Source organism: Microbacterium sp. A93, from assembly GCF_051842835.1.
Genome location: NZ_JBPXMT010000002.1, coordinates 642458 through 659965, shown reverse-complemented (window position 1 = coordinate 659965; position 17508 = coordinate 642458). Strand labels below are relative to the sequence as shown.

The following is a 17508-nucleotide window of genomic DNA, read 5'->3' as shown; positions in this document are numbered from 1 at the left end:
TCCCACCCGCTCCACGAAAGGACCACACCCATGGACTCGATGGCTGCATCGACCGGAACGGGCCCCAACACGGGGCCGATGACGGTGATCCGCAAGATCCGTCGCCGCACCCTGGCTGACCTGCCCACGGACCGCACCCTCGTGATGGGCGTGTTGAACGTCACGGACAACTCGTTCTCGGACGGCGGGGCCTATCTGGACACCGAGTCCGCGATCGAACAGGGTCTGCGCCTGCTGTACTCGGGGGCGGACATCATCGACGTGGGTGGGGAGTCCACCCGTCCCGGGGTGGAGGCCATCGACGCCGTCACGGAGCAGAACCGCGTCCTGCCCGTGATCGAGGCCCTGCTGAAGGCCGGGGCTGTCGTCTCGGTGGACACCATGCACGTGGCCACCGCCGAGGCGGCGCTCAAGCTGGGCGAGGTCATCATCAACGACGTCTCCGGGCTGAACCATGAGCGCCAGATGCCGGAGCTGATCGCCCGCACCGGCGCGACGTACATCCTCATGCACAACCGCGGCAATGCCCAAACCATGGACTCCCTGACCGACTACGAGGACGTGGTCGAGGACGTGGTGCGCGAACTGACCGAGCTCAAGGACGCCTTCCTGGCCGCCGGTGTGCAGCCCGAGCAGCTCATCCTGGACCCGGGCCTGGGCTTCTCGAAGGCCGGTGCCCAGAACTGGGAGCTGTTGCGCGGTCTGGACCGTCTGCAGGCCCTCGGGTTCCCGGTCCTGGTGGCCGCCTCCCGCAAGCGGTTCCTGGGCACCCTGCTCGCCTCCGACTCCGGGGCCGAGCCCGTTCCGGCGGAGCGGGACCACGCCACCGCCGCCCTCACCGCGTTGTCCGCCCAACACCGGGTGTGGGGCGTGCGGGTACACACGGTGGAGCCCTCCCTGCACGCGGTCAAGGCCGCCCGCGCCTGGCTGGGGCCGGCGGCCACCACTGGCCGGACCGGGGCCTGAGGCATGGGGGGCACTGCGGAGTCCCGGGTCGCTCACCATGACCGCATCACGCTCACGGGGCTGAGGGCTCGCGGCTACCACGGTGTGTTCGAGGCGGAGAAGCGGGACGGCCAGGAGTTCACCACGGACGTGGTGGTGCACCTGGACGCCGCCCCCGCCGCCGCCGGTGACGACCTGGCGCACACCGTGAACTACGCGCAGGTCGCCGACACCGTGCTGCGGGTGATCACGGGGGAGTCCCTGGATCTCATCGAGACCGTGGCGGACCGGATCGCCCGAGCGCTGCTGGCCGAGCAGCCGGTGGCCACCGCCGTGGAGGTCACCGTGCACAAGCCGCACGCGCCCATCGAGGCGGACTTCGCCGACGTCGCCGTCTCGGTGTACCGGAGCCGGCCGTGACCGCCACCGGACCGTCCTCCGGGCCGAACGCTGGGCCGAGCGCCGTGCTGGACCTCGCCCCACAGACCCCCGTGGATGCCGTCCTGGCCCTGGGTGCCAATCTCGGGGACGCGGCCGCCACCGTCCAGCAGGCGGTCCGCCAACTGGGGCAGACGCCGGGGATCGAGGTGACCGGGGTGTCCCCGGTGGCCCGGACCCGGGCGGTGGGCGGACCCGCGGGGCAGCCGGACTACCTGAACCTGGTGGTGACCGTGGCGACCCGGCTCTCCCCGAAGGAGCTGCTCGCCGCGGGTCAGGGGATCGAGCAGGCCCACCACCGCACCCGCGACGTCCGGTGGGGTCCCCGCACCCTGGACATTGATGTCATCACCTACGGAGATCTGAGATCTGACGATCCGGTGCTGACCCTGCCCCATCCGCGCGCCCACACCCGCGCCTTCGTGCTCGCCCCGTGGTCCTGGCTGGACCCGGAGGCGGTGCTGTCCGGTGCGCGTGTGGCGGACCTCGCGGGCCAGGCGGACGACGCCGGCTCCGTCACCCGGTTGCCCAGCGCCGAGGATGGTCACGGTGACGAGGTCAACGAGCACGGCGAGACCGGCGAGGCCGACGAGACCGCCGCAGGGCCGTCCGTATGACCGGGATCCGCCCGCTGTGGCTGCTGGTGATCCTGCTGGTGTCCGGCGGGCTGGGCTGGGTGGGCGCCTTGGTCGCGGCGGGTGCGGGGGTGGTGGCGCCGGTGCTGGTGCGGTCCTCCCTGATCACCCTGGGCGCAGTGGCCGTCCTCGTGCTGCTGCTGGGGATCCGCGTCCAGCGGGACAAGAAACGTCCCCTCGCGGCCCGGATGAACCCCCTGGTGGCCACTCGCACCCTGGCACTGGCCCAGGCCGGCTCCTACGGTGGAACCCTGATCGCCGGCTGGCACGGCGGGGTGCTGGTGCACCTGTCCGCCGCCACGGGTTTCGGCACCGCCACGGTGAACGACGCGCTGCTGATGGTGATCGGCGGATTGGTACTGGTTATCGTGGGGTACATCGTGGAACAGTTCTGCCGGGTGCCCCCGGATGACGGGGCGGACGACACCACGGACTCAGAACGCCGGAATGACAGGAACAGCGGGGACGGCGGGGGTCACCGGGGGCGCTCCGGGCCCTCGTACGGCCCCCAGGGGGAAGGCGGCTATGCCAGAGCGAAACGACCGTGACGTACGCGGCTTCGAGGACGTGGAGTGGACCCCGGTCTCCCCGAAGCTCATCTCCGCGCACTACGTGGTGACGGCCATCACCGTGGGAATCGTGACGGCCGCACTGGCCGTCCCGCTGATCCTGCTGCTGACGGGCGTCTGGCCCGGCTACCCGGCGTGGCTGGCCTGGGCGCTGCCGGCGGTGATGCTGGTGTGGGGCGTGGTGGAGATGATCCTCATCCCACGGCGGGTCCGTGCCATGGGCTACGCCGAGCGGGAGGATGACTTCCTCTTCAAGTCCGGTCTCTGGTTCCGCCGCGTGCTGGCCGTGCCCTACGGACGGTTGCAGTACCTGGACGTCAAGGAGGGCCCCGTGCAGCGCCGTTACGGGATCCGCTCCCTCGAGCTGCAGACGGCCTCCGCCTCCACCAACGCCACCATCGAGGGCATCCCGGTGGAGGACAGTGAACGCCTGCGGGACGCCCTGATGGCGCGCGGTCAGGCGAGGCTGGCGGGACTGTGACGGGCGGGCCGGCGGAGGATCCCGCGAAGGAGGCCACCGGGCCGGTGTCCGAACCGGGGGAGGTTCCGCGCGGACGGCCGGAGGCGGCCGACGGGCAGTGGCACCGCGTGCATCCCATCAGCCCCTGGGTCCGGGGCTGGGTGGTGTTGGTGGCGATGCTCTTCTTCGGCACCCAGTCCTTCGGCGAGGACGCCATCCGGGCCCTGCTGGGCCAGGGGGAGTTCCAGGCGGCCCGCGGCCTGTGGATCACCCTCGCCGCCTATGCCGGGGTCTTCGTGATCATGGTGGTGATCTACTACTTCTCCTGGCGCTTCACCAAGTACCAGCTGGCGGAGGAGCAGGTCCTGCTGGACACCGGGGTGATCTTCCGCCAGCATCGGCGGGTGCGCTATGACCGCGTGCAGGCCGTGGACATCCGCCAGCCACTGCTGGCCCGGATCTTCGGCTTGGCCGAACTCAAGTTCGAGGCGGCCGACGGCGGCACCACCGCCATGCAGCTCGCGTACATCAAGGAGGCCGAGGCCCGCATCCTGCGTGCCGAGATCATGGGCCGTGCCGCGGGTATCCGGGCCGGGGTGAGCCCCGAGACGGTGGCGGACCTCGGCCCGGCGGGGGCCTCCTCAGCCGTCGCCGCGGAGGGATCCGACGGGTCCGACCCAGCAGTGACGCCGGGGCCGGGTGCCGTGCGGGCCCCGGGATCCGTCGGTGGCCCGGCCGCCCCGCCGATCCCCGAGGCGCCCGAGCAGGTCATGCTGCAGGTGCCCGTGGGGCGGATGATCGGCTCGCTGGTGCTGTCCACGTCAGTGGTGGTCATGCTGTCCATCCTGATCGTGCTGGTGGCGGCAGCGGCCGTCCTGGACGCGGTGATGCCGCAGGAGGGTGAGGACAACTGGTGGGTGATCCTGTTGTTCACCCTCATCCCCTTCGTGTTCTCGCTCATCGGCGTGGTCTGGGGCGGGTTCAACAAGGGCTACAACTTCACGGTCGCCACCTCTGCCGACGGGATGAGGCTGCGCTACGGTCTGCTGGAGACCTCGCAGCAGACCGTCCCCCCGGGGCGGGTGCAGGCCGTGAGGATCAGCCAGGGCCTGCTCTGGAGGCCCTTCGGTTGGTACAAGATGGTCGTCAATGTGGCCGGGTATGGGCCGTCCCTCGAGGGCGGGGCGGCGGACAAGTCGACCGTCCTGCCCGTCGGGACGATCGAGGATGTCCTGCGGGTCCTCTCCGTGGTGGTCCCGGATCCCGGCCTGGGTCCCGAGCGCCCCGGCACGGGTGCGGAGGCCTCCGAGCGCGACGCGGGGGAGCGGGAGGGTGCCCCGGCGGAGTCCGAGGACGTGCCGGCGGTCATCCGCCAGGGGGTCGTCGGCCTGGGAGACGGGCACGGCTTCACCTGCGCGCCGCGGCGGGTCTGGTGGCTTGATCCGCTGACCTGGAAACGCAATGCCTACCGTTCCACCCGTACCCTGCTGATGCTGCGCTCGGGCCGCTTGGAGCGCCACCTGCAACTGATCCCCCACGAGCGGATCCAGTCCGTGGACCTGCAGCAGGGCCCCCTGTTGCGGAAGCTGTCCGTGGCCACGCTGCAGTTCCACTCCACGCCCGGCCCGGTGGGGCCCCGGCTGATCCACGCGGACGCCCAGGTCGCCGCCCGGCTGTTCCTGCAGGAGGCTGACATCGCCGCCGTCTCCCGGCGCATGCGGGACCGGAACCAGTGGATGCGCCAGGAGGAGCTCGAGCGCTTCGAACAACGGACCCGTCAGGTGGTGCAACAGTGAACCCCACCGCCGGCAGTCCCGGCAGTCCCGGCCGATCCGTCGATCCGTCCCGGTCGGCGCCGCAGAACCGCCCCGGTCGGCTCGGGGTCGGGGTGATCGGCGCCGGCAAGGTCGGCGCCGTGCTCGGAGCCGCCCTGCGCAACGCCGGGCACGCCGTCACGGGCGTCCACGCCGTGTCCGAGGCCTCCCGCACCCGGGCGGAATCCCTGCTGCCCGAGGTGCCGGTCCTCGAGATCCCGGAGATCCTGCGCCGTTCCGAGCTGGTGCTGTTCGCCGTACCGGATGACACCCTGCCGGAGCTGGTCGCGGGGCTGGCGGAGGCCGGCCACTTCCAGGCCGGCCATCTCGTGGTGCACACCTCGGGCCGTCACGGCGTCTCCGTGCTGGACCCGGTGCGTGCCGCCGGGGCCATCCCGCTGGCCATCCACCCGGCCATGTCCTTCACCGGGCTCACCCTGGACCTGGCCCGGCTGCAGGACTGCATGTTCGGTGTGACCGCGGACGCGGTGGTGCTGCCGGTGGCCCAGGCGCTCGTGGTGGAGATGGGCGGGGAGCCGGCGGTGATCCGCGAGCAGGACCGCGGGACCTACCACGCGGCGTTGTCCCATGCCTCGAACCACCTGGTGACCCTGACCGCGCAGTCGGCGCAGCTGCTGGCCTCGATCGGCGTGGAGCAGACGGACCGGATGCTCTCCCCCCTGATGTCCGCCTCACTCGAGAACGCCCTGACCAACGGCGACGGGGCCCTCACCGGGCCGGTGGCCCGCGGGGACGTGGGCACGGTGCGCCGGCACCTGCAGGTGCTGGACGGTCTGGCCGCGGAGGGGATCCCGGCCGACGTCGGGCAGGCCTACCGGGCCATGGCCCGGGCGACCGCCCAGCGTGCCCTGGCCCGTGGGGCCCTGTCAGAGGCCACCGTGGCCGAGCTGCTGGATACCTTGGGCGACTGACCCTCCTCGGGCGGCTCGCCCACGGCGGGCTGCGGACGTCCGGACCGGGTGCACCGGGTGGACCGGGTTGACCCCATCGCCCTGCTAGGTACAGACTGTATCCATTGCTAGGTACAGCGTGTATCGACTGCTCCCAGGGGGATCCATGTCAGCTACTGGTGACGGTTGGCCGGCGGCGTGGTCACGGACCGCGTTGCCGACGGCCATCCTGACGGTCCTCCACGGCTCAGCCCGGCACGGGTACGCCCTCGCCACCGAGCTGGAGGCCCGAGGTTTCGGCCGCCCGCGCGGAGGATCGCTCTACCCCCTGCTGGGGCGCCTCGAGGCCGAGGGGTTGATCGGGTCCACTTGGGAACCGGGCGGGACCGGCCCCGGCCGACGCGCCTACAGCCTCACGGCCAAGGGGCAGCGGCAGCTGGAGCGGGAGCGGACCCAGTGGGCGGCCCTGGCGGCCGCCCTCGGCGCGCATCTCGGGGTCGGGGTGCACCTTGACGCACCCACAGGCGCACCCACCACGGCAGGCATCACCCAGGAGGGGCCATGAAGGACACCACGGAGTACCTGGATCGGCTGGAGTCGGACGTCCGGGATCAGGGGCACACGGGAGCAGACCTGCAGTGGGCACGGGAGGCGTACTTCCGGCTTCTGCTGTCCCGGGTGAAGTCCTCGCCCGCGCAGGGGGAGGTCCGCCGGGCCGCCGCCTCGGCGCGCGAGGACGGACGGCCCGTGGAACAGTTCCACGGGCCTGCCGGCGCGTGGGCTGAGACCGTGGCGCGCGGATGGGTCTCCACGGCACCCGAGCGTTTCGCCGGGTCCACCGGTCCGGCCGAGCCGGCGTGGAACCTACGTTCGGCTGTCTGGGGGATTCCGGCGCTGGCTGCTGCGTTCTCCGTGGTCTTCGCGCTGGTGGGCCTCATCCCCGGAGGGGGGCCGGGGCAGGTGACCCTGGGGTGGGTCCTGCTACCGGGGATGCTCGCCGTGCCCGTGGTGATGGTCCATGCGGTCTATCACGTCACTCTGGGCCGGTTCGGCAACGCCCGGGCCGTGGCCGCGGCGGTGGGCGCCACCGTGGCCTCGGCGCTGGCCATCGCCTGGGCGCTGACTCAGGCCCTGGAGGTGCCCCTGCCCTCCGGTGCCGCGTGGGAGTGGCTCGCGGTGGCCGGTTATGCGGCCGTGGCGGTCGGCGCCTGGCAGCTGGCGAAGCGGGTGTCCGCCAGCGGCGCCGGGCCGGGGCCGGACACTCCGATCCGCGTCCACGAGGCCGGCAGCCCCGTGGACGACCCTGCGTGGGAACGGCAGTTCCGTGCGGCACTGTTCCTGCGCGGCGTGCGCGGCGACCGCGACGTGGACCGGGCAGTCCAGGAGGCCCTGACGCACGCGCAGGCCAGTGGCCGACTGGCCGTGGAGGAGTTCGGCTCACCGTGGGACTACGCCCGGACCCTGGCCGAGGACCCGGTGGTGGGGCCCCGCCGGACCACCCTGTTCCACGCGGGACTGACGCTGCTGTGGGCGGGCCTGTCCGTCTCCTACCTCCTCGATCCCAGTTCGGATATCACCTGGGTGGATGTGCTCTTCCGCGCGGCCATGGTGGTTCTCCTCCTGACCGCCACGGCCTTCCGTGCCTGGGAGTGGCGCCAGGCCGTCCGGATCCGGGCCGAGCGGAGGAGTTGAGGGGGTCGAGGCCTCTAGACTCGCACCGTGACCCCGCTCGACCGCGCCCCCGACCGCACCCCCGTCCCCACCGGCACCGGCCTGACCCTGGAGGACGCCACCGGACCCCTGGCGGCGACGCCCGGCACCGGCCCGCTGCCGGAGGTGCACACCACCCGCGCGGCCTTCCGGGAGGCGCTCGCCGCGAAGGTGCGCGCCGCCGTCGGGAACGGGGTCCTCAAACCCACCGTGGGACTGGTCCCCACCATGGGGGCCCTGCACGGCGGCCACGCCTCGCTGGTGCGTCAGGCTCGCGCGGAGAATGACATCGTCATCGCCTCGGTCTTCGTCAACCCCCTCCAGTTCGGGGACCCCGCCGACCTGGAGCACTACCCGCGCACCCTGGAGGCGGACCGTCAGATCCTCGGCGCAGCCGGCTGTGAACTCGTCTTCGCCCCGGACACCCAGGAGATGTACCCCGGATACCCGGACGCCCCGATCGTCACGGTGAGCGCCGGGCGGATGGGGGAGGTCCTGGAGGGTTCCTCCCGGCCCGGACATTTTGACGGCGTCTGCACCGTGGTGGCCAAGCTGTGGAACATCACCGCGCCACCGGCCCCGGCCCGTCTGCGCAGCTACTTCGGCCAGAAGGACGCCCAGCAGCTGGCCGTGCTGCGACGCCTCCAGGCTGACCTGGACATCGCCGTGGAGATCCGGCCGGTGTCGCTCGTGCGCTCGCCGGAGGGCCTGGCCCTCTCCTCTCGGAACACGCGGCTGTCCCCGGAGTCCCTGGAGGCGGCCCTGGTCCTGCACCGCGCCCTGGCAGGGCTGGCCGAGGACGCCGACGCCGGCCGGCCACTGGATCTCCACGGCGCCCGCGCGCAGGTGCGGGCCGAGCCGCTGGCGGCACTGGACTATCTCGAGGTCGTGGACCACGCGACGCTCGAGCCACTGAGTCCCGAACAGCTGGCCGCGCCCCTGGACCGGGAGGCCCTGGCGTTGGTGGCCGCCACCTTCGAGCCGGTCCGGCTCATCGACAACGTCATCCTGCCCGGTCCCGCGCGCTGAACGGACACCAGGCCGGGCCTTGACGGGGTGAGGCCGGGTGTGTCCAGAGTGGGGGATGACGATGAACGAGACCGCCCACGGCGAGAAGAAGCAGACCGTCACCCGGACCATCGAGGCACCGGCCCGGGACATCTTCCAGATCCTGACCCTGCCGGCCCGCCATCAGGAGTTCGACGGCTCCGAGATGGTCCGCGCGGATGAGAAGTCCCAGCGCATCCAGCAGGTGGGGGACACGTTCGTGATGAACATGCACAACGAGCAGGCCGGGGACTACCAGATGGAGAACCATGTGGTGGCCTATGACGCGAACAAGCTGGTGGGCTGGAAGCCCGCCGCGCCCGGTCAGGAGGCCCCGGGCTGGCAGTGGGTGTACCAGCTGCAGTCCGTGGACCAGGACACCACCGAGGTCTCGCTGACCTACGACTGGTCTCACGTGACGGACCAGGACCTGCTGGCGAAGAACATCTTCCCCGCCATCAGTGAGGAGCAGATGGACGTCTCCCTGGCCCGGCTGCAGTCCCTGGTCTGAGCAGACGGCAGAGAGGCCCCGGGCGGCACCGCTAGGATCGGGGGAACGCCGGACCGGCCCCTACCGGCCCGGCACCCACGGCGACCGGCCCACCCGGGCCGGGCGCCGCCGTCGTGCCCCGGACCCGCCAAGGAGCCCTTCTGTGACTGTGACCAGCCAGCCGACCGCCCGCGAGGACCTCTACCGGCACGTCAACGGTGCCTGGCTCGAGTCCCACACGATCCCCGCGGACCAGGGCGCCTACGGGGCCTTCATGGAGTTGCGGGACGCCTCGGAGCTGGCCGTGAGACACCTCGCCGAGGACGCAGCGGCCACCTTCTGGTCCGGTCCCGGCGCCGGTGGGGAATCCGGGTCCTTCACGGCCGGGGCCGACGACGCCGGCGCCCGCCGCCGCATCGGTGCCCTCTACGCCTCCTTCATGGATGAGTCCGGGGTGCAGGGCCGCGGACTGGAGCCGATCGTGGCCGATCTGGCGCAGATCGAGTCCGTCTCCACGCCGGAGGAGTTCATCAGGCTCTCCGGCCAGCTCCAGCGGGCCGGCGTCAGCGGGCTGATCGGCACCGGTGCCCTGAATGATGCCGGCAACCCCGAGCGGATGCTGCTGCACCTCATCCAGGACGGACTGGGACTGCCGGATGAGTCCTACTACCGTGAGGAGAAGTTCGCGGGGCTGGTGACGGACTACCGCCAGCACGTGGACAACCTGTTCATGCTCGCGGGGATCGGCGGGGACCGGCAGGAGGCCCAGCGGGACGCCGACCTCGTGGTGGACCTGGAGACGAAGATCGCGGCCGCGCACTGGGACGTGGTCAAGGTCCGGGACGCGGTGGCCCGCTACAACCTGATGGACCGCTCCGCGCTGCTCGAGTCCTTCCCGCTGGCCGGACCCTGGCTCGAGGGCGTGGGCGCCGCGGGCGCGCGCAGCGAGGAGGTCGTGGCGTGGCAGCCGGACTTCCTGGCCGCGATGCAGTCGCTGCTGGTGCAGGAGGATCTCGAGACGTGGAAGCGCTGGCTGCAGCTGCAGCTGCTGCGTTCCGCCGCGCCCTACCTCACCGATGCCTTCGTCACGGAGAACTTCGAGTTCTACGGCCGCAAGATCGCCGGCACGGAGGAGGTCCGGCCGCGCTGGAAGCGCGGTGTCTCCTTCGTCAACGGTGCCGTGGGGGAGGACGTGGGGCGGCTGTACGTGGCCCAGCACTTCCCCTCCGGCCACCAGGCCGCCATGGACGAGCTGATCTCCGCCCTGACCGAGGCCTACCGGCGCTCCATCGGCACGCTGGACTGGATGGGCGAGGACACCCGCCAGAAGGCCCTGGAGAAGCTGTCCATGTTCAACCCCATGGTGGGCTTCCCCGTGAAGTGGATCGACTACTCCGCCCTGACCGTGGACCCCGGGGACCTCATCGCCAACGTCCGTGCCGCGAACGCCTTCGAGTTCGAGCGGGACCTGGCCAAGATCGAGACCGGCCCGGACCCGGAGGAATGGCACATGACCCCGCAGACGGTCAACGCCTACTACTCCCCCCTGGAGAACGCCATCGTGTTCCCGGCCGCCATCCTGCAGACCCCGTTCTTCGATCCGGGCCGGCTGGCGGCCGAGAACTTCGGCGCGATCGGTGCCGTGATCGGTCATGAGATCGGCCATGGCTTCGACGACCAGGGGTCCCAGTACGCCGGGGACGGCTCCCTGCAGAACTGGTGGACCGACGCCGACCGCACCGCCTTCGAGGAACGCACCGCCCGGCTGGTGGACCAGTACGAGGTCCTGGTTCCCGCCGAGGCCCCCGGACACCACGTCAACGGCCAGCTCACCCTCGGGGAGAACATCGGCGACCTGGGCGGGCTCGGGATCGCCTACAAGGCCCTGGGGATCTGGCGGGAGGAGCACGCCGACGGCTCCGGCACGGCGGAGGGCGATGCGCGGGAACAGGACCGGGCCTTCTTCGCGTCCTGGGCCGAGTGCTGGCGCCAGCTGACCCGCACGGAGACGGCCATCACCCGCATCACCTCGGACCCGCATTCGCCGAACGAGTTCCGTTGCAACCAGGTGGTGAAGAACCTGGACGCGTTCCACGCCGCCTACGGAACCGAGCCGGGGGACGCCATGTGGCTGGACCCGGTTCAGCGCGTCACCATCTGGTAGACCCGCGCTCCGCGGGCTTCCGCGGGGGCACGTAGACTGGATGACCGTGAGCACGGACAATCCCATCAACAGCACCGACCAGCGCCAGGTGCGCCATGACAAGCGAGCCGAGATCCTGGACTCGGGCCGTGAGGCCTATCCGGTGTCGGTGGCGCGCACGCACTCGCTGCACCAGGTCCGCGTGGCCCATCCTGATCTGGAGCCCGGCGCCGAGACCGGTGAGACCGTGGGGATCGCCGGCCGCGTGGTGTTCCTGCGGAACACCGGCAAGCTGTGCTTCGCCACACTCCAGGAGGGCGGCGTGGGAGGCGTGGGGGACGACGCCGGCGCGGGGGTCCGCCTGCAGGTGATGGTCTCCCTGGCGAACGTCGGTGAGGAATCCCTCGCGGCGTGGAAGCGTCTGGTGGACCTGGGCGACCACGTGGCCGTGACCGGTGAGGTCATCGCCTCGCGCCGCGGCGAACTGTCCATCATGGCCGGTTCGTGGCAGATGGCGTCCAAGGCGCTGCGCCCGTTGCCGGTGCTGCACGCCGACCTCAACGAGGAGACCCGCGTCCGCCAGCGTTACGCGGACCTGATCGTCCGTCCGGAGGCCCGGAAGATGGTGCACGATCGCGCCGCCATCATCCGCTCGATCCGCTCCACGCTCGAATCCCACGACTACGTGGAGGTCGAGACCCCGGTGCTGCAGCTGATCCACGGGGGTGCCCACGCGCGGCCCTTCGAGACCCACCTCAATGCCTTCGACCAGGACATGACCCTGCGCATCGCCACCGAGCTGTACCTCAAGCGCGCGGTGGTGGGCGGGATCGACCGGGTCTTCGAGATCGGCCGGGTGTTCCGCAACGAGGGCGTGGACTCCACGCACTCGCCCGAGTTCACCACCCTGGAGTCCTATGAGGCCTGGGCGGATATGTACGTCATGGCGGAGCGGATGCAGGAGATGATCCTGAAGGCCGCTGACGCCGTGGGCGCCGGCCGGCTGCTCGAGACCCCGCAGGGCACCATCGACCTGGGCGGGGACTGGGCCTGGGTGGAGGTCTACCCCGGACTGTCCGAGGCGGTGGGGCGGGTGATCACCCCGGAGACCACCGTGGAGGAGCTGCGGACCGTGGCCGAACAGCACCAGGTGGGCTTCGACCCGTTCTGGGACGCGGAGAAGCTGGTCATCGAGCTGTTCGGCGAGATCGTCGAGCCGACCCTGATCAACCCCACCTTCGTCTACAACTACCCGCCGGCCGCCCAGCCGTTGGCGCGCCCGCACCGCGATCAGCCCGGCGTCATCGAGGCCTGGGACCTGATCATCGGCGGCATGGAGCGGGGGACCGCGTTCTCCGAGTTGATCGACCCGGTGATCCAGCGTGAGCGGCTCGTCTCCCAGTCCCAGGCCGCCGCCGCCGGGGACGATGAGGCCATGCAGTTGGACGATGATTTCCTACGGGCCTTGGAGTACGGTGCCCCGCCGATGGGAGGCATCGGCCTGGGCATCGACCGCCTGGTCATGCTGTTCACCGGAGTGGGGATCCGGGAGACCATCCTGTTCCCCCTGCTCAAGCCGGAGGCTCCCGGGGGCGCGCACTGATGGCCACCTTCTGGGATTACTTCTCCGTGCTGGCCCCCTCCGTGGGGCTGGCCCTGGTCTTCTGGCTGGTCATGCGCTCCGTGTTCCGGGTGGACACCGGCGAGCGTGAGGCCAAGGCCGTCCTCGAGGAGCGTGAGGCCCGGAAGTGGGCCAGCGAGCGGGCGGAGCGGGGGGCCTACGGGGCTCCTGCGGGCGAGCGGACCACCGCTGCTGGGGAGCGCCCCGCAGCCGAACAAGAATGAATAATACTGCTCATTTAATCTCGTATTGACTATCCTGTGAGTTTGCCGAGAATAGTTCCCTAACGGCCTCGCCGAGTTGAACATTTGCAGCGCGGTCGGAATACTCAGATTCTGAACTTGTAGCAGCGGATCGGATTCTGTATTGCGTGGTGGGGCACTGGAGTTCACCTCCGAGGTGAATGGTGCTCCCAGGTTGAGGAATGACAACAACGAGGGGGAACCTTGGCACAGAAGGTGGAAGTGGTCTTGGTGGACGATCTGGACGGTAGTCCGGCGGATGAAACCGTTCAGTTCTCCTTGGACGGACGCCATTATGAAATCGATTTGTCCACGGAGCACTCCAAGGAACTGCGTGCGAGCCTGAAGACGTACATCCGCAAGGCCCGTGCGGTAGCGCCGCCGGCCCCCGCTAATGAGGCAGCGCGGATCCGTGAATGGGCTGCGGACAACGGTTATGAGGTGTCCCGCCGCGGGCGGCTGCACCGGGACGTGGTCGAGGCGTACCGCAACGCGAAGAAGTAGTCGGCCCCGCGGTCGGCTCTGAAGCACCCGGTATCTGACACGGGCGGCTGTTCTCCCAGTGGCGAACAGCCGCCCGAAGTCGTCTGGCGGTGCGTAGCATCGACACCACAGCCAGCAAGGAGTGTGCCCACATGTTTGAGAGATTCACGGACCGTGCCCGGCGGGTGGTGGTGCTCGCGCAGGAAGAAGCGCGCATGCTCAACCACAGCTACATCGGCACCGAGCACATCCTGCTCGGTCTGATCCACGAAGGCGAAGGAGTGGCCGCCAAGGCGCTCGAGTCGCTCAACATCTCCCTGGGCGCCGTGCGCGAACAGGTTCAGGAGATCATCGGTCAGGGTCAGCAGACCCCCTCCGGTCACATCCCCTTCACCCCGCGTGCCAAGAAGGTCCTGGAGCTCTCCCTGCGTGAGGCGCTGCAGCTCGGACACAACTACATCGGTACCGAGCACATCCTGCTCGGGCTCATCCGCGAGGGGGAGGGCGTTGCCGCCCAGGTTCTCGTGAAGCTGGGTGCTGACCTGAACCGGGTCCGTCAGACCGTCATCCAGTTGTTGTCCGGTTACCAGGGCGGCGCCGGAGGCAAGGAGGCCGCAGGCGCCGGTGTCTCCTCCGGTGGCCAGTCCGAGGGGGCCCCCGCGGGGTCCGTGGTGCTGGACCAGTTCGGCCGCAACCTGACTGCAGCAGCCCGTGAGGGCAAGCTGGACCCGGTCATCGGCCGCGCCAAGGAGATGGAGCGGGTCATGCAGGTGCTGTCCCGCCGCACCAAGAACAACCCCGTGCTCATCGGTGAGCCCGGCGTCGGCAAGACGGCCGTGGTGGAGGGCCTGGCCCAGGCGATCGTCCGCAATGACGTTCCGGAGACCCTGATGGACAAGCAGCTCTACACGCTGGACCTCGGGTCTCTCGTGGCCGGCTCCCGCTACCGCGGTGACTTCGAGGAGCGCCTGAAGAAGGTGCTCAAGGAGATCCGCACCCGTGGGGACATCATCCTGTTCATCGACGAGATCCACACGCTCGTGGGTGCCGGTGCGGCGGAGGGGGCCATCGACGCCGCCTCGATCCTGAAGCCGATGCTGGCCCGTGGGGAACTGCAGACCATCGGTGCCACCACACTGGACGAGTACCGTAAGCACATTGAGAAGGACGCCGCCCTGGAGCGTCGGTTCCAGCCGATCCAGGTCGACGAGCCCTCGGTCGAGGAGACCACGGAGATCCTCCGCGGCCTGCGCGACCGCTACGAGGCCCACCACCGCGTCTCCATCACGGACGGTGCCCTGAAGGCCGCCGCCACCCTGGCCGCCCGTTACGTCTCGGACCGGTTCCTGCCGGACAAGGCGATCGACCTGATCGATGAGGCCGGTGCCCGCCTGCGGATCAAGCGGATGACCACCCCGCCGGAGATCAAGGAGTTCGAGGCCCGCATCGCCGAGGTTCGCGCGGAGAAGGAGGCCGCCATCGACGGCCAGGACTTCGAAGGCGCCGCCAGCCTGCGTGATCAGGAGCAGAGGCTCACGGACGAGCGCAACCAGAAGGAAGAGGAGTGGCGGACCTCCGTCACCGAGGGTGTCGCCGAGGTGGATGACGACCTCATCGCCGAGGTGCTCTCCGCCTCCACCGGCATTCCGGTCTTCAAGCTCACCGAGGAGGAGACCGACCGCCTGCGCAACATGGAGGACGAGCTGCACCGCCGGGTCATCGGCCAGAACGAGGCGATCGCGTCCCTGTCCCAGGCCATCCGCCGTACGCGGGCTGGGCTCAAGGACCCGAACCGGCCCTCCGGATCGTTCATCTTCGCCGGTCCCACAGGTGTCGGCAAGACCGAGCTGGCCAAGGCGCTGGCCGAGTTCCTGTTCGGTGACGAGGAGGCCCTCATCACCCTGGACATGTCCGAGTTCCAGGAGAAGCACACGGTCTCCCGGCTCTTCGGTGCCCCTCCCGGCTATGTGGGCTACGAGGAGGGTGGCCAGTTGACGGAGAAGGTCCGCCGCCGCCCGTTCTCCGTGGTGCTGTTCGACGAGGTCGAGAAGGCCCACGCCGACCTGTTCAACTCGTTGCTGCAGATCTTGGAGGACGGTCGCCTGACTGATTCCCAGGGCCGGGTGGTCGACTTCAAGAACACTGTGATCATCATGACCACGAACCTCGGGACCAAGGACATCTCCAAGGGGGTCATGACGGGCTTCCAGTCCGCCTCGGATACCCAGACCGGATACGACCGGATGAAGGGCAAGGTGCAGGAGGAGCTGCGCCAGCACTTCCGCCCCGAGTTCCTCAACCGCGTGGATGACGTGATCGTCTTCCCGCAGCTGTCCAAGGGCGAGATCGTGCAGATCGTGGACCTCTTCGTGGCCCGCCTGCAGAAGCGGCTGGACGATCAGGACCTCACGATCACCGTGTCTACTCCGGCCAAGGAATTCCTGGCGGACCGGGGCTACGACCCGGCGATGGGCGCCCGTCCGCTGCGCCGGGCCATCCAGCGCCTCGTGGAGGACCAGCTCTCGGAGCGGATCCTCTTCGGGGAGATAACGCCGGGATCCGCCATCAGCGTGGGCGTCGAGGGCGAGGGCGAGACCGGGAAGCTGACGTTCAGTGTGTCCCATCAGCCGGCGGCGCTGGACCCCGCTCCGGAGCACGGGGAGATCGAGGCCTCAGCCGGCGGTCAGTAAGGACCCGATACCGGGACGGTCAGGTTCGGATCAGTGGATTCCCAGCCTGAGGGGTTTGAACTCGAGGGTTCATGCCCCTTAGGTTGGGACTACCGCTCAATGGCGGAACGGAGGGGGACCGTTGAGGTCGTCCGCCGTGTTCCCGATCTAGGAGACGCTCATGTCCTTCGCAGACAACCTCGGAAACCTGGCCAACGAACATGGTGACAAGATCAACGAGACCGTGGACGGTGCTCAGGAGCAGCACGGCGACAAGCTGGGCGAGCACGGCGACAAGGTCAACGGTGCCGTCGATGGCGCTCAGGAGAAGTTCCTCGGCGGTCAGAACGACGGTGAGCAGAACAACGAGAAGTGAGGTGGCCCGGGCGTGAGCCCGGCCCGCCGACGGAACGGCACCTGCGTGCCGGAAGGACCCGTCCCATTCCATGGGGCGGGTCCTTTGCCGTCCGGGGACTGATACCGGTGTCACGGTTCTAGACTGAACCGATGGATTCCACCCAACTTCTCATCCGGCCGGCCCGGACCCACGATGTCCAGGCCATCCGTTCCCTCGTGGAGCCTTTGGCCCAGGAGCGGGTGTTGCTGCAGAAGGAGGCCGTGGCCTACTACGAGGCGATCCAGGAGTTCGTGGTGGCCGAGGCGCCGGACGGCTCGCTGGCCGGCTTCGGGGCACTCCATGTGATCTGGGAGGATATCGCCGAGGTGCGCACCCTGGCCACGGCGCGGGCCTGGCGGGGCCACGGGGTGGGCCACCTGATCCTGGACCAGCTGCTGGCGCGGGCTCGGGCCGTCGGGGTCTCCCGCGTGTTCTGCCTGACCTTCGAAGTGGAGTTCTTCACCCGGCACGGCTTCTCCGTCATGGCTGACCAGACCGCCGTGGACCCGGAGGTCTACTCCGAATTGCTGCGCTCCTTGGACGAGGGCGTGGCGGAATTCCTCGATCTCGCCCGGGTCAAGCCCAACACGCTCGGCAACACCCGCATGATCATGCAGCTGGAGGAATGACCATCTGCTCCCGGGGGGTGCCGCGGCGGCCCGGAAAGTGATTGACTGGCCGGGATGCGCCGGTGTCAGCCGAGCGCACACCGAAGCGAGGAGGATCATATGGGTACCGGAGACCGCTTTGAGAACAAGGCCGAAGAGGTCAAGGGCCAGGCCAAGCAGGGCCTGGGCGAGGCCACGGACAACGACCGACTCAAGAATGAGGGCCGCGCCGACGAGGCGAAGGCCGGAGTGAAGGAGAAGGTCGAGGACGTCAAGGACGCGGCCAAGGACGTCTTCGGCGGAGACAAGTAGACCACTGCTCCACA

The 17508-nt window shown here is 69.7% G+C and carries 19 protein-coding genes; all 19 read left to right on the top strand.

The genetic code is table 11. The annotated features are described in order from the left end of the window. Nucleotides 1–30 precede the first annotated feature (30 nt). The 19 genes from folP (at nt 31) to ACSU1G_RS07260 (ending at nt 17494) form a co-directional block, all read left to right on the top strand. Nucleotides 31–966, top strand: coding sequence for a dihydropteroate synthase (gene folP / locus ACSU1G_RS07350; RefSeq protein WP_439279261.1), 936 nt, complete (start codon nt 31–33; stop codon nt 964–966). Between the two features lie 3 nt (nt 967–969). After that, entirely contained in the window at nt 970–1365 is a 396-nt protein-coding gene (folB, locus tag ACSU1G_RS07345; protein ID WP_439279260.1) for a dihydroneopterin aldolase, read from the top strand. Nucleotides 1366–1436: 71 nt separating this feature from the next. Continuing rightward, complete coding sequence (gene folK, locus ACSU1G_RS07340; RefSeq protein ID WP_439279414.1) at nt 1437–2000, top strand: 2-amino-4-hydroxy-6-hydroxymethyldihydropteridine diphosphokinase; 564 nt, start codon at nt 1437–1439, stop codon at nt 1998–2000. Next, entirely contained in the window at nt 1997–2566 is a 570-nt protein-coding gene (locus ACSU1G_RS07335; RefSeq protein WP_439279259.1) for a DUF3180 domain-containing protein, read from the top strand. Before folK ends, ACSU1G_RS07335 begins: the two co-directional genes overlap by 4 nt. Next, nucleotides 2544–3068: a PH domain-containing protein gene (locus ACSU1G_RS07330; RefSeq protein ID WP_439279258.1), complete on the top strand. Its 525-nt coding sequence runs from the start codon at nt 2544–2546 to the stop codon at nt 3066–3068. Before ACSU1G_RS07335 ends, ACSU1G_RS07330 begins: the two co-directional genes overlap by 23 nt. Nucleotides 3069–3112: 44 nt before the next feature. Then, entirely contained in the window at nt 3113–4843 is a 1731-nt protein-coding gene (locus ACSU1G_RS07325) for a PH domain-containing protein (RefSeq protein ID WP_439279257.1), read from the top strand. Then, nucleotides 4840–5793, top strand: coding sequence for a Rossmann-like and DUF2520 domain-containing protein (locus ACSU1G_RS07320; protein ID WP_439279256.1), 954 nt, complete (start codon nt 4840–4842; stop codon nt 5791–5793). The genes ACSU1G_RS07325 and ACSU1G_RS07320 overlap by 4 nt, the downstream gene beginning before the upstream one ends. 145 nt (nt 5794–5938) lie before the next feature. Continuing rightward, entirely contained in the window at nt 5939–6337 is a 399-nt protein-coding gene (locus ACSU1G_RS07315; RefSeq protein ID WP_439279255.1) for a PadR family transcriptional regulator, read from the top strand. Then, nucleotides 6334–7464, top strand: a complete 1131-nt coding sequence (locus tag ACSU1G_RS07310; RefSeq protein WP_439279254.1) for a hypothetical protein — start codon at nt 6334–6336, stop codon at nt 7462–7464. The genes ACSU1G_RS07315 and ACSU1G_RS07310 overlap by 4 nt, the downstream gene beginning before the upstream one ends. Nucleotides 7465–7491: 27 nt before the next feature. Next, complete coding sequence (panC, locus tag ACSU1G_RS07305) at nt 7492–8511, top strand: pantoate--beta-alanine ligase (RefSeq protein WP_439279253.1); 1020 nt, start codon at nt 7492–7494, stop codon at nt 8509–8511. 61 nt (nt 8512–8572) lie between these two features. Further along, complete coding sequence (locus ACSU1G_RS07300) at nt 8573–9040, top strand: SRPBCC family protein (RefSeq protein ID WP_439279252.1); 468 nt, start codon at nt 8573–8575, stop codon at nt 9038–9040. Nucleotides 9041–9182: 142 nt separating this feature from the next. Beyond that, nucleotides 9183–11183, top strand: coding sequence for a M13 family metallopeptidase (locus ACSU1G_RS07295; RefSeq protein WP_439279251.1), 2001 nt, complete (start codon nt 9183–9185; stop codon nt 11181–11183). Nucleotides 11184–11223: 40 nt separating this feature from the next. Further along, complete coding sequence (lysS, locus tag ACSU1G_RS07290; protein ID WP_439279250.1) at nt 11224–12765, top strand: lysine--tRNA ligase; 1542 nt, start codon at nt 11224–11226, stop codon at nt 12763–12765. Then, on the top strand, nt 12765–13007 hold the full coding sequence (locus ACSU1G_RS07285) for a hypothetical protein (RefSeq protein WP_439279249.1): 243 nt from the start codon (nt 12765–12767) through the stop codon (nt 13005–13007). The genes lysS and ACSU1G_RS07285 overlap by 1 nt, the downstream gene beginning before the upstream one ends. Nucleotides 13008–13229: 222 nt before the next feature. Then, on the top strand, nt 13230–13529 hold the full coding sequence (locus ACSU1G_RS07280) for a histone-like nucleoid-structuring protein Lsr2 (protein WP_439279248.1): 300 nt from the start codon (nt 13230–13232) through the stop codon (nt 13527–13529). A 131-nt stretch (nt 13530–13660) separates the two neighbouring features. Beyond that, entirely contained in the window at nt 13661–16198 is a 2538-nt protein-coding gene (locus tag ACSU1G_RS07275) for an ATP-dependent Clp protease ATP-binding subunit (protein ID WP_439279247.1), read from the top strand. 160 nt (nt 16199–16358) lie between these two features. Then, nucleotides 16359–16553 carry an Rv0909 family putative TA system antitoxin gene (locus ACSU1G_RS07270; protein WP_439279246.1) on the top strand — a complete coding sequence of 65 codons (195 nt, stop codon included), beginning with the start codon at nt 16359–16361 and terminating at the stop codon, nt 16551–16553. Between the two features lie 131 nt (nt 16554–16684). Further along, nucleotides 16685–17203 (top strand): amino-acid N-acetyltransferase, encoded by a 519-nt coding sequence (locus ACSU1G_RS07265; protein ID WP_439279245.1) that lies wholly within the window; start codon nt 16685–16687, stop codon nt 17201–17203. Nucleotides 17204–17302: 99 nt separating this feature from the next. After that, a complete protein-coding gene (locus ACSU1G_RS07260; protein ID WP_439279244.1) occupies nt 17303–17494 on the top strand; it encodes a CsbD family protein in 192 nt (63 codons plus the stop codon). Nucleotides 17495–17508: the final 14 nt, after the last annotated feature.

Coding starts and splice junctions, on each gene's coding strand:
- ACSU1G_RS07310 (WP_439279254.1), top strand. CDS start 6,334: ATGAAGGACACCACGGAGTACCTGGATCGGCTGGAGTCGGACGTCCGG.
- ACSU1G_RS07265 (WP_439279245.1), top strand. CDS start 16,685: ATGGATTCCACCCAACTTCTCATCCGGCCGGCCCGGACCCACGATGTC.
- ACSU1G_RS07330 (WP_439279258.1), top strand. CDS start 2,544: ATGCCAGAGCGAAACGACCGTGACGTACGCGGCTTCGAGGACGTGGAG.
- lysS (WP_439279250.1), top strand. CDS start 11,224: ATGACCGTGAGCACGGACAATCCCATCAACAGCACCGACCAGCGCCAG.
- ACSU1G_RS07270 (WP_439279246.1), top strand. CDS start 16,359: ATGTCCTTCGCAGACAACCTCGGAAACCTGGCCAACGAACATGGTGAC.
- ACSU1G_RS07315 (WP_439279255.1), top strand. CDS start 5,939: ATGTCAGCTACTGGTGACGGTTGGCCGGCGGCGTGGTCACGGACCGCG.
- folB (WP_439279260.1), top strand. CDS start 970: ATGGGGGGCACTGCGGAGTCCCGGGTCGCTCACCATGACCGCATCACG.
- folP (WP_439279261.1), top strand. CDS start 31: ATGGACTCGATGGCTGCATCGACCGGAACGGGCCCCAACACGGGGCCG.
- ACSU1G_RS07335 (WP_439279259.1), top strand. CDS start 1,997: ATGACCGGGATCCGCCCGCTGTGGCTGCTGGTGATCCTGCTGGTGTCC.
- ACSU1G_RS07275 (WP_439279247.1), top strand. CDS start 13,661: ATGTTTGAGAGATTCACGGACCGTGCCCGGCGGGTGGTGGTGCTCGCG.
- ACSU1G_RS07260 (WP_439279244.1), top strand. CDS start 17,303: ATGGGTACCGGAGACCGCTTTGAGAACAAGGCCGAAGAGGTCAAGGGC.
- ACSU1G_RS07285 (WP_439279249.1), top strand. CDS start 12,765: ATGGCCACCTTCTGGGATTACTTCTCCGTGCTGGCCCCCTCCGTGGGG.
- ACSU1G_RS07300 (WP_439279252.1), top strand. CDS start 8,573: ATGAACGAGACCGCCCACGGCGAGAAGAAGCAGACCGTCACCCGGACC.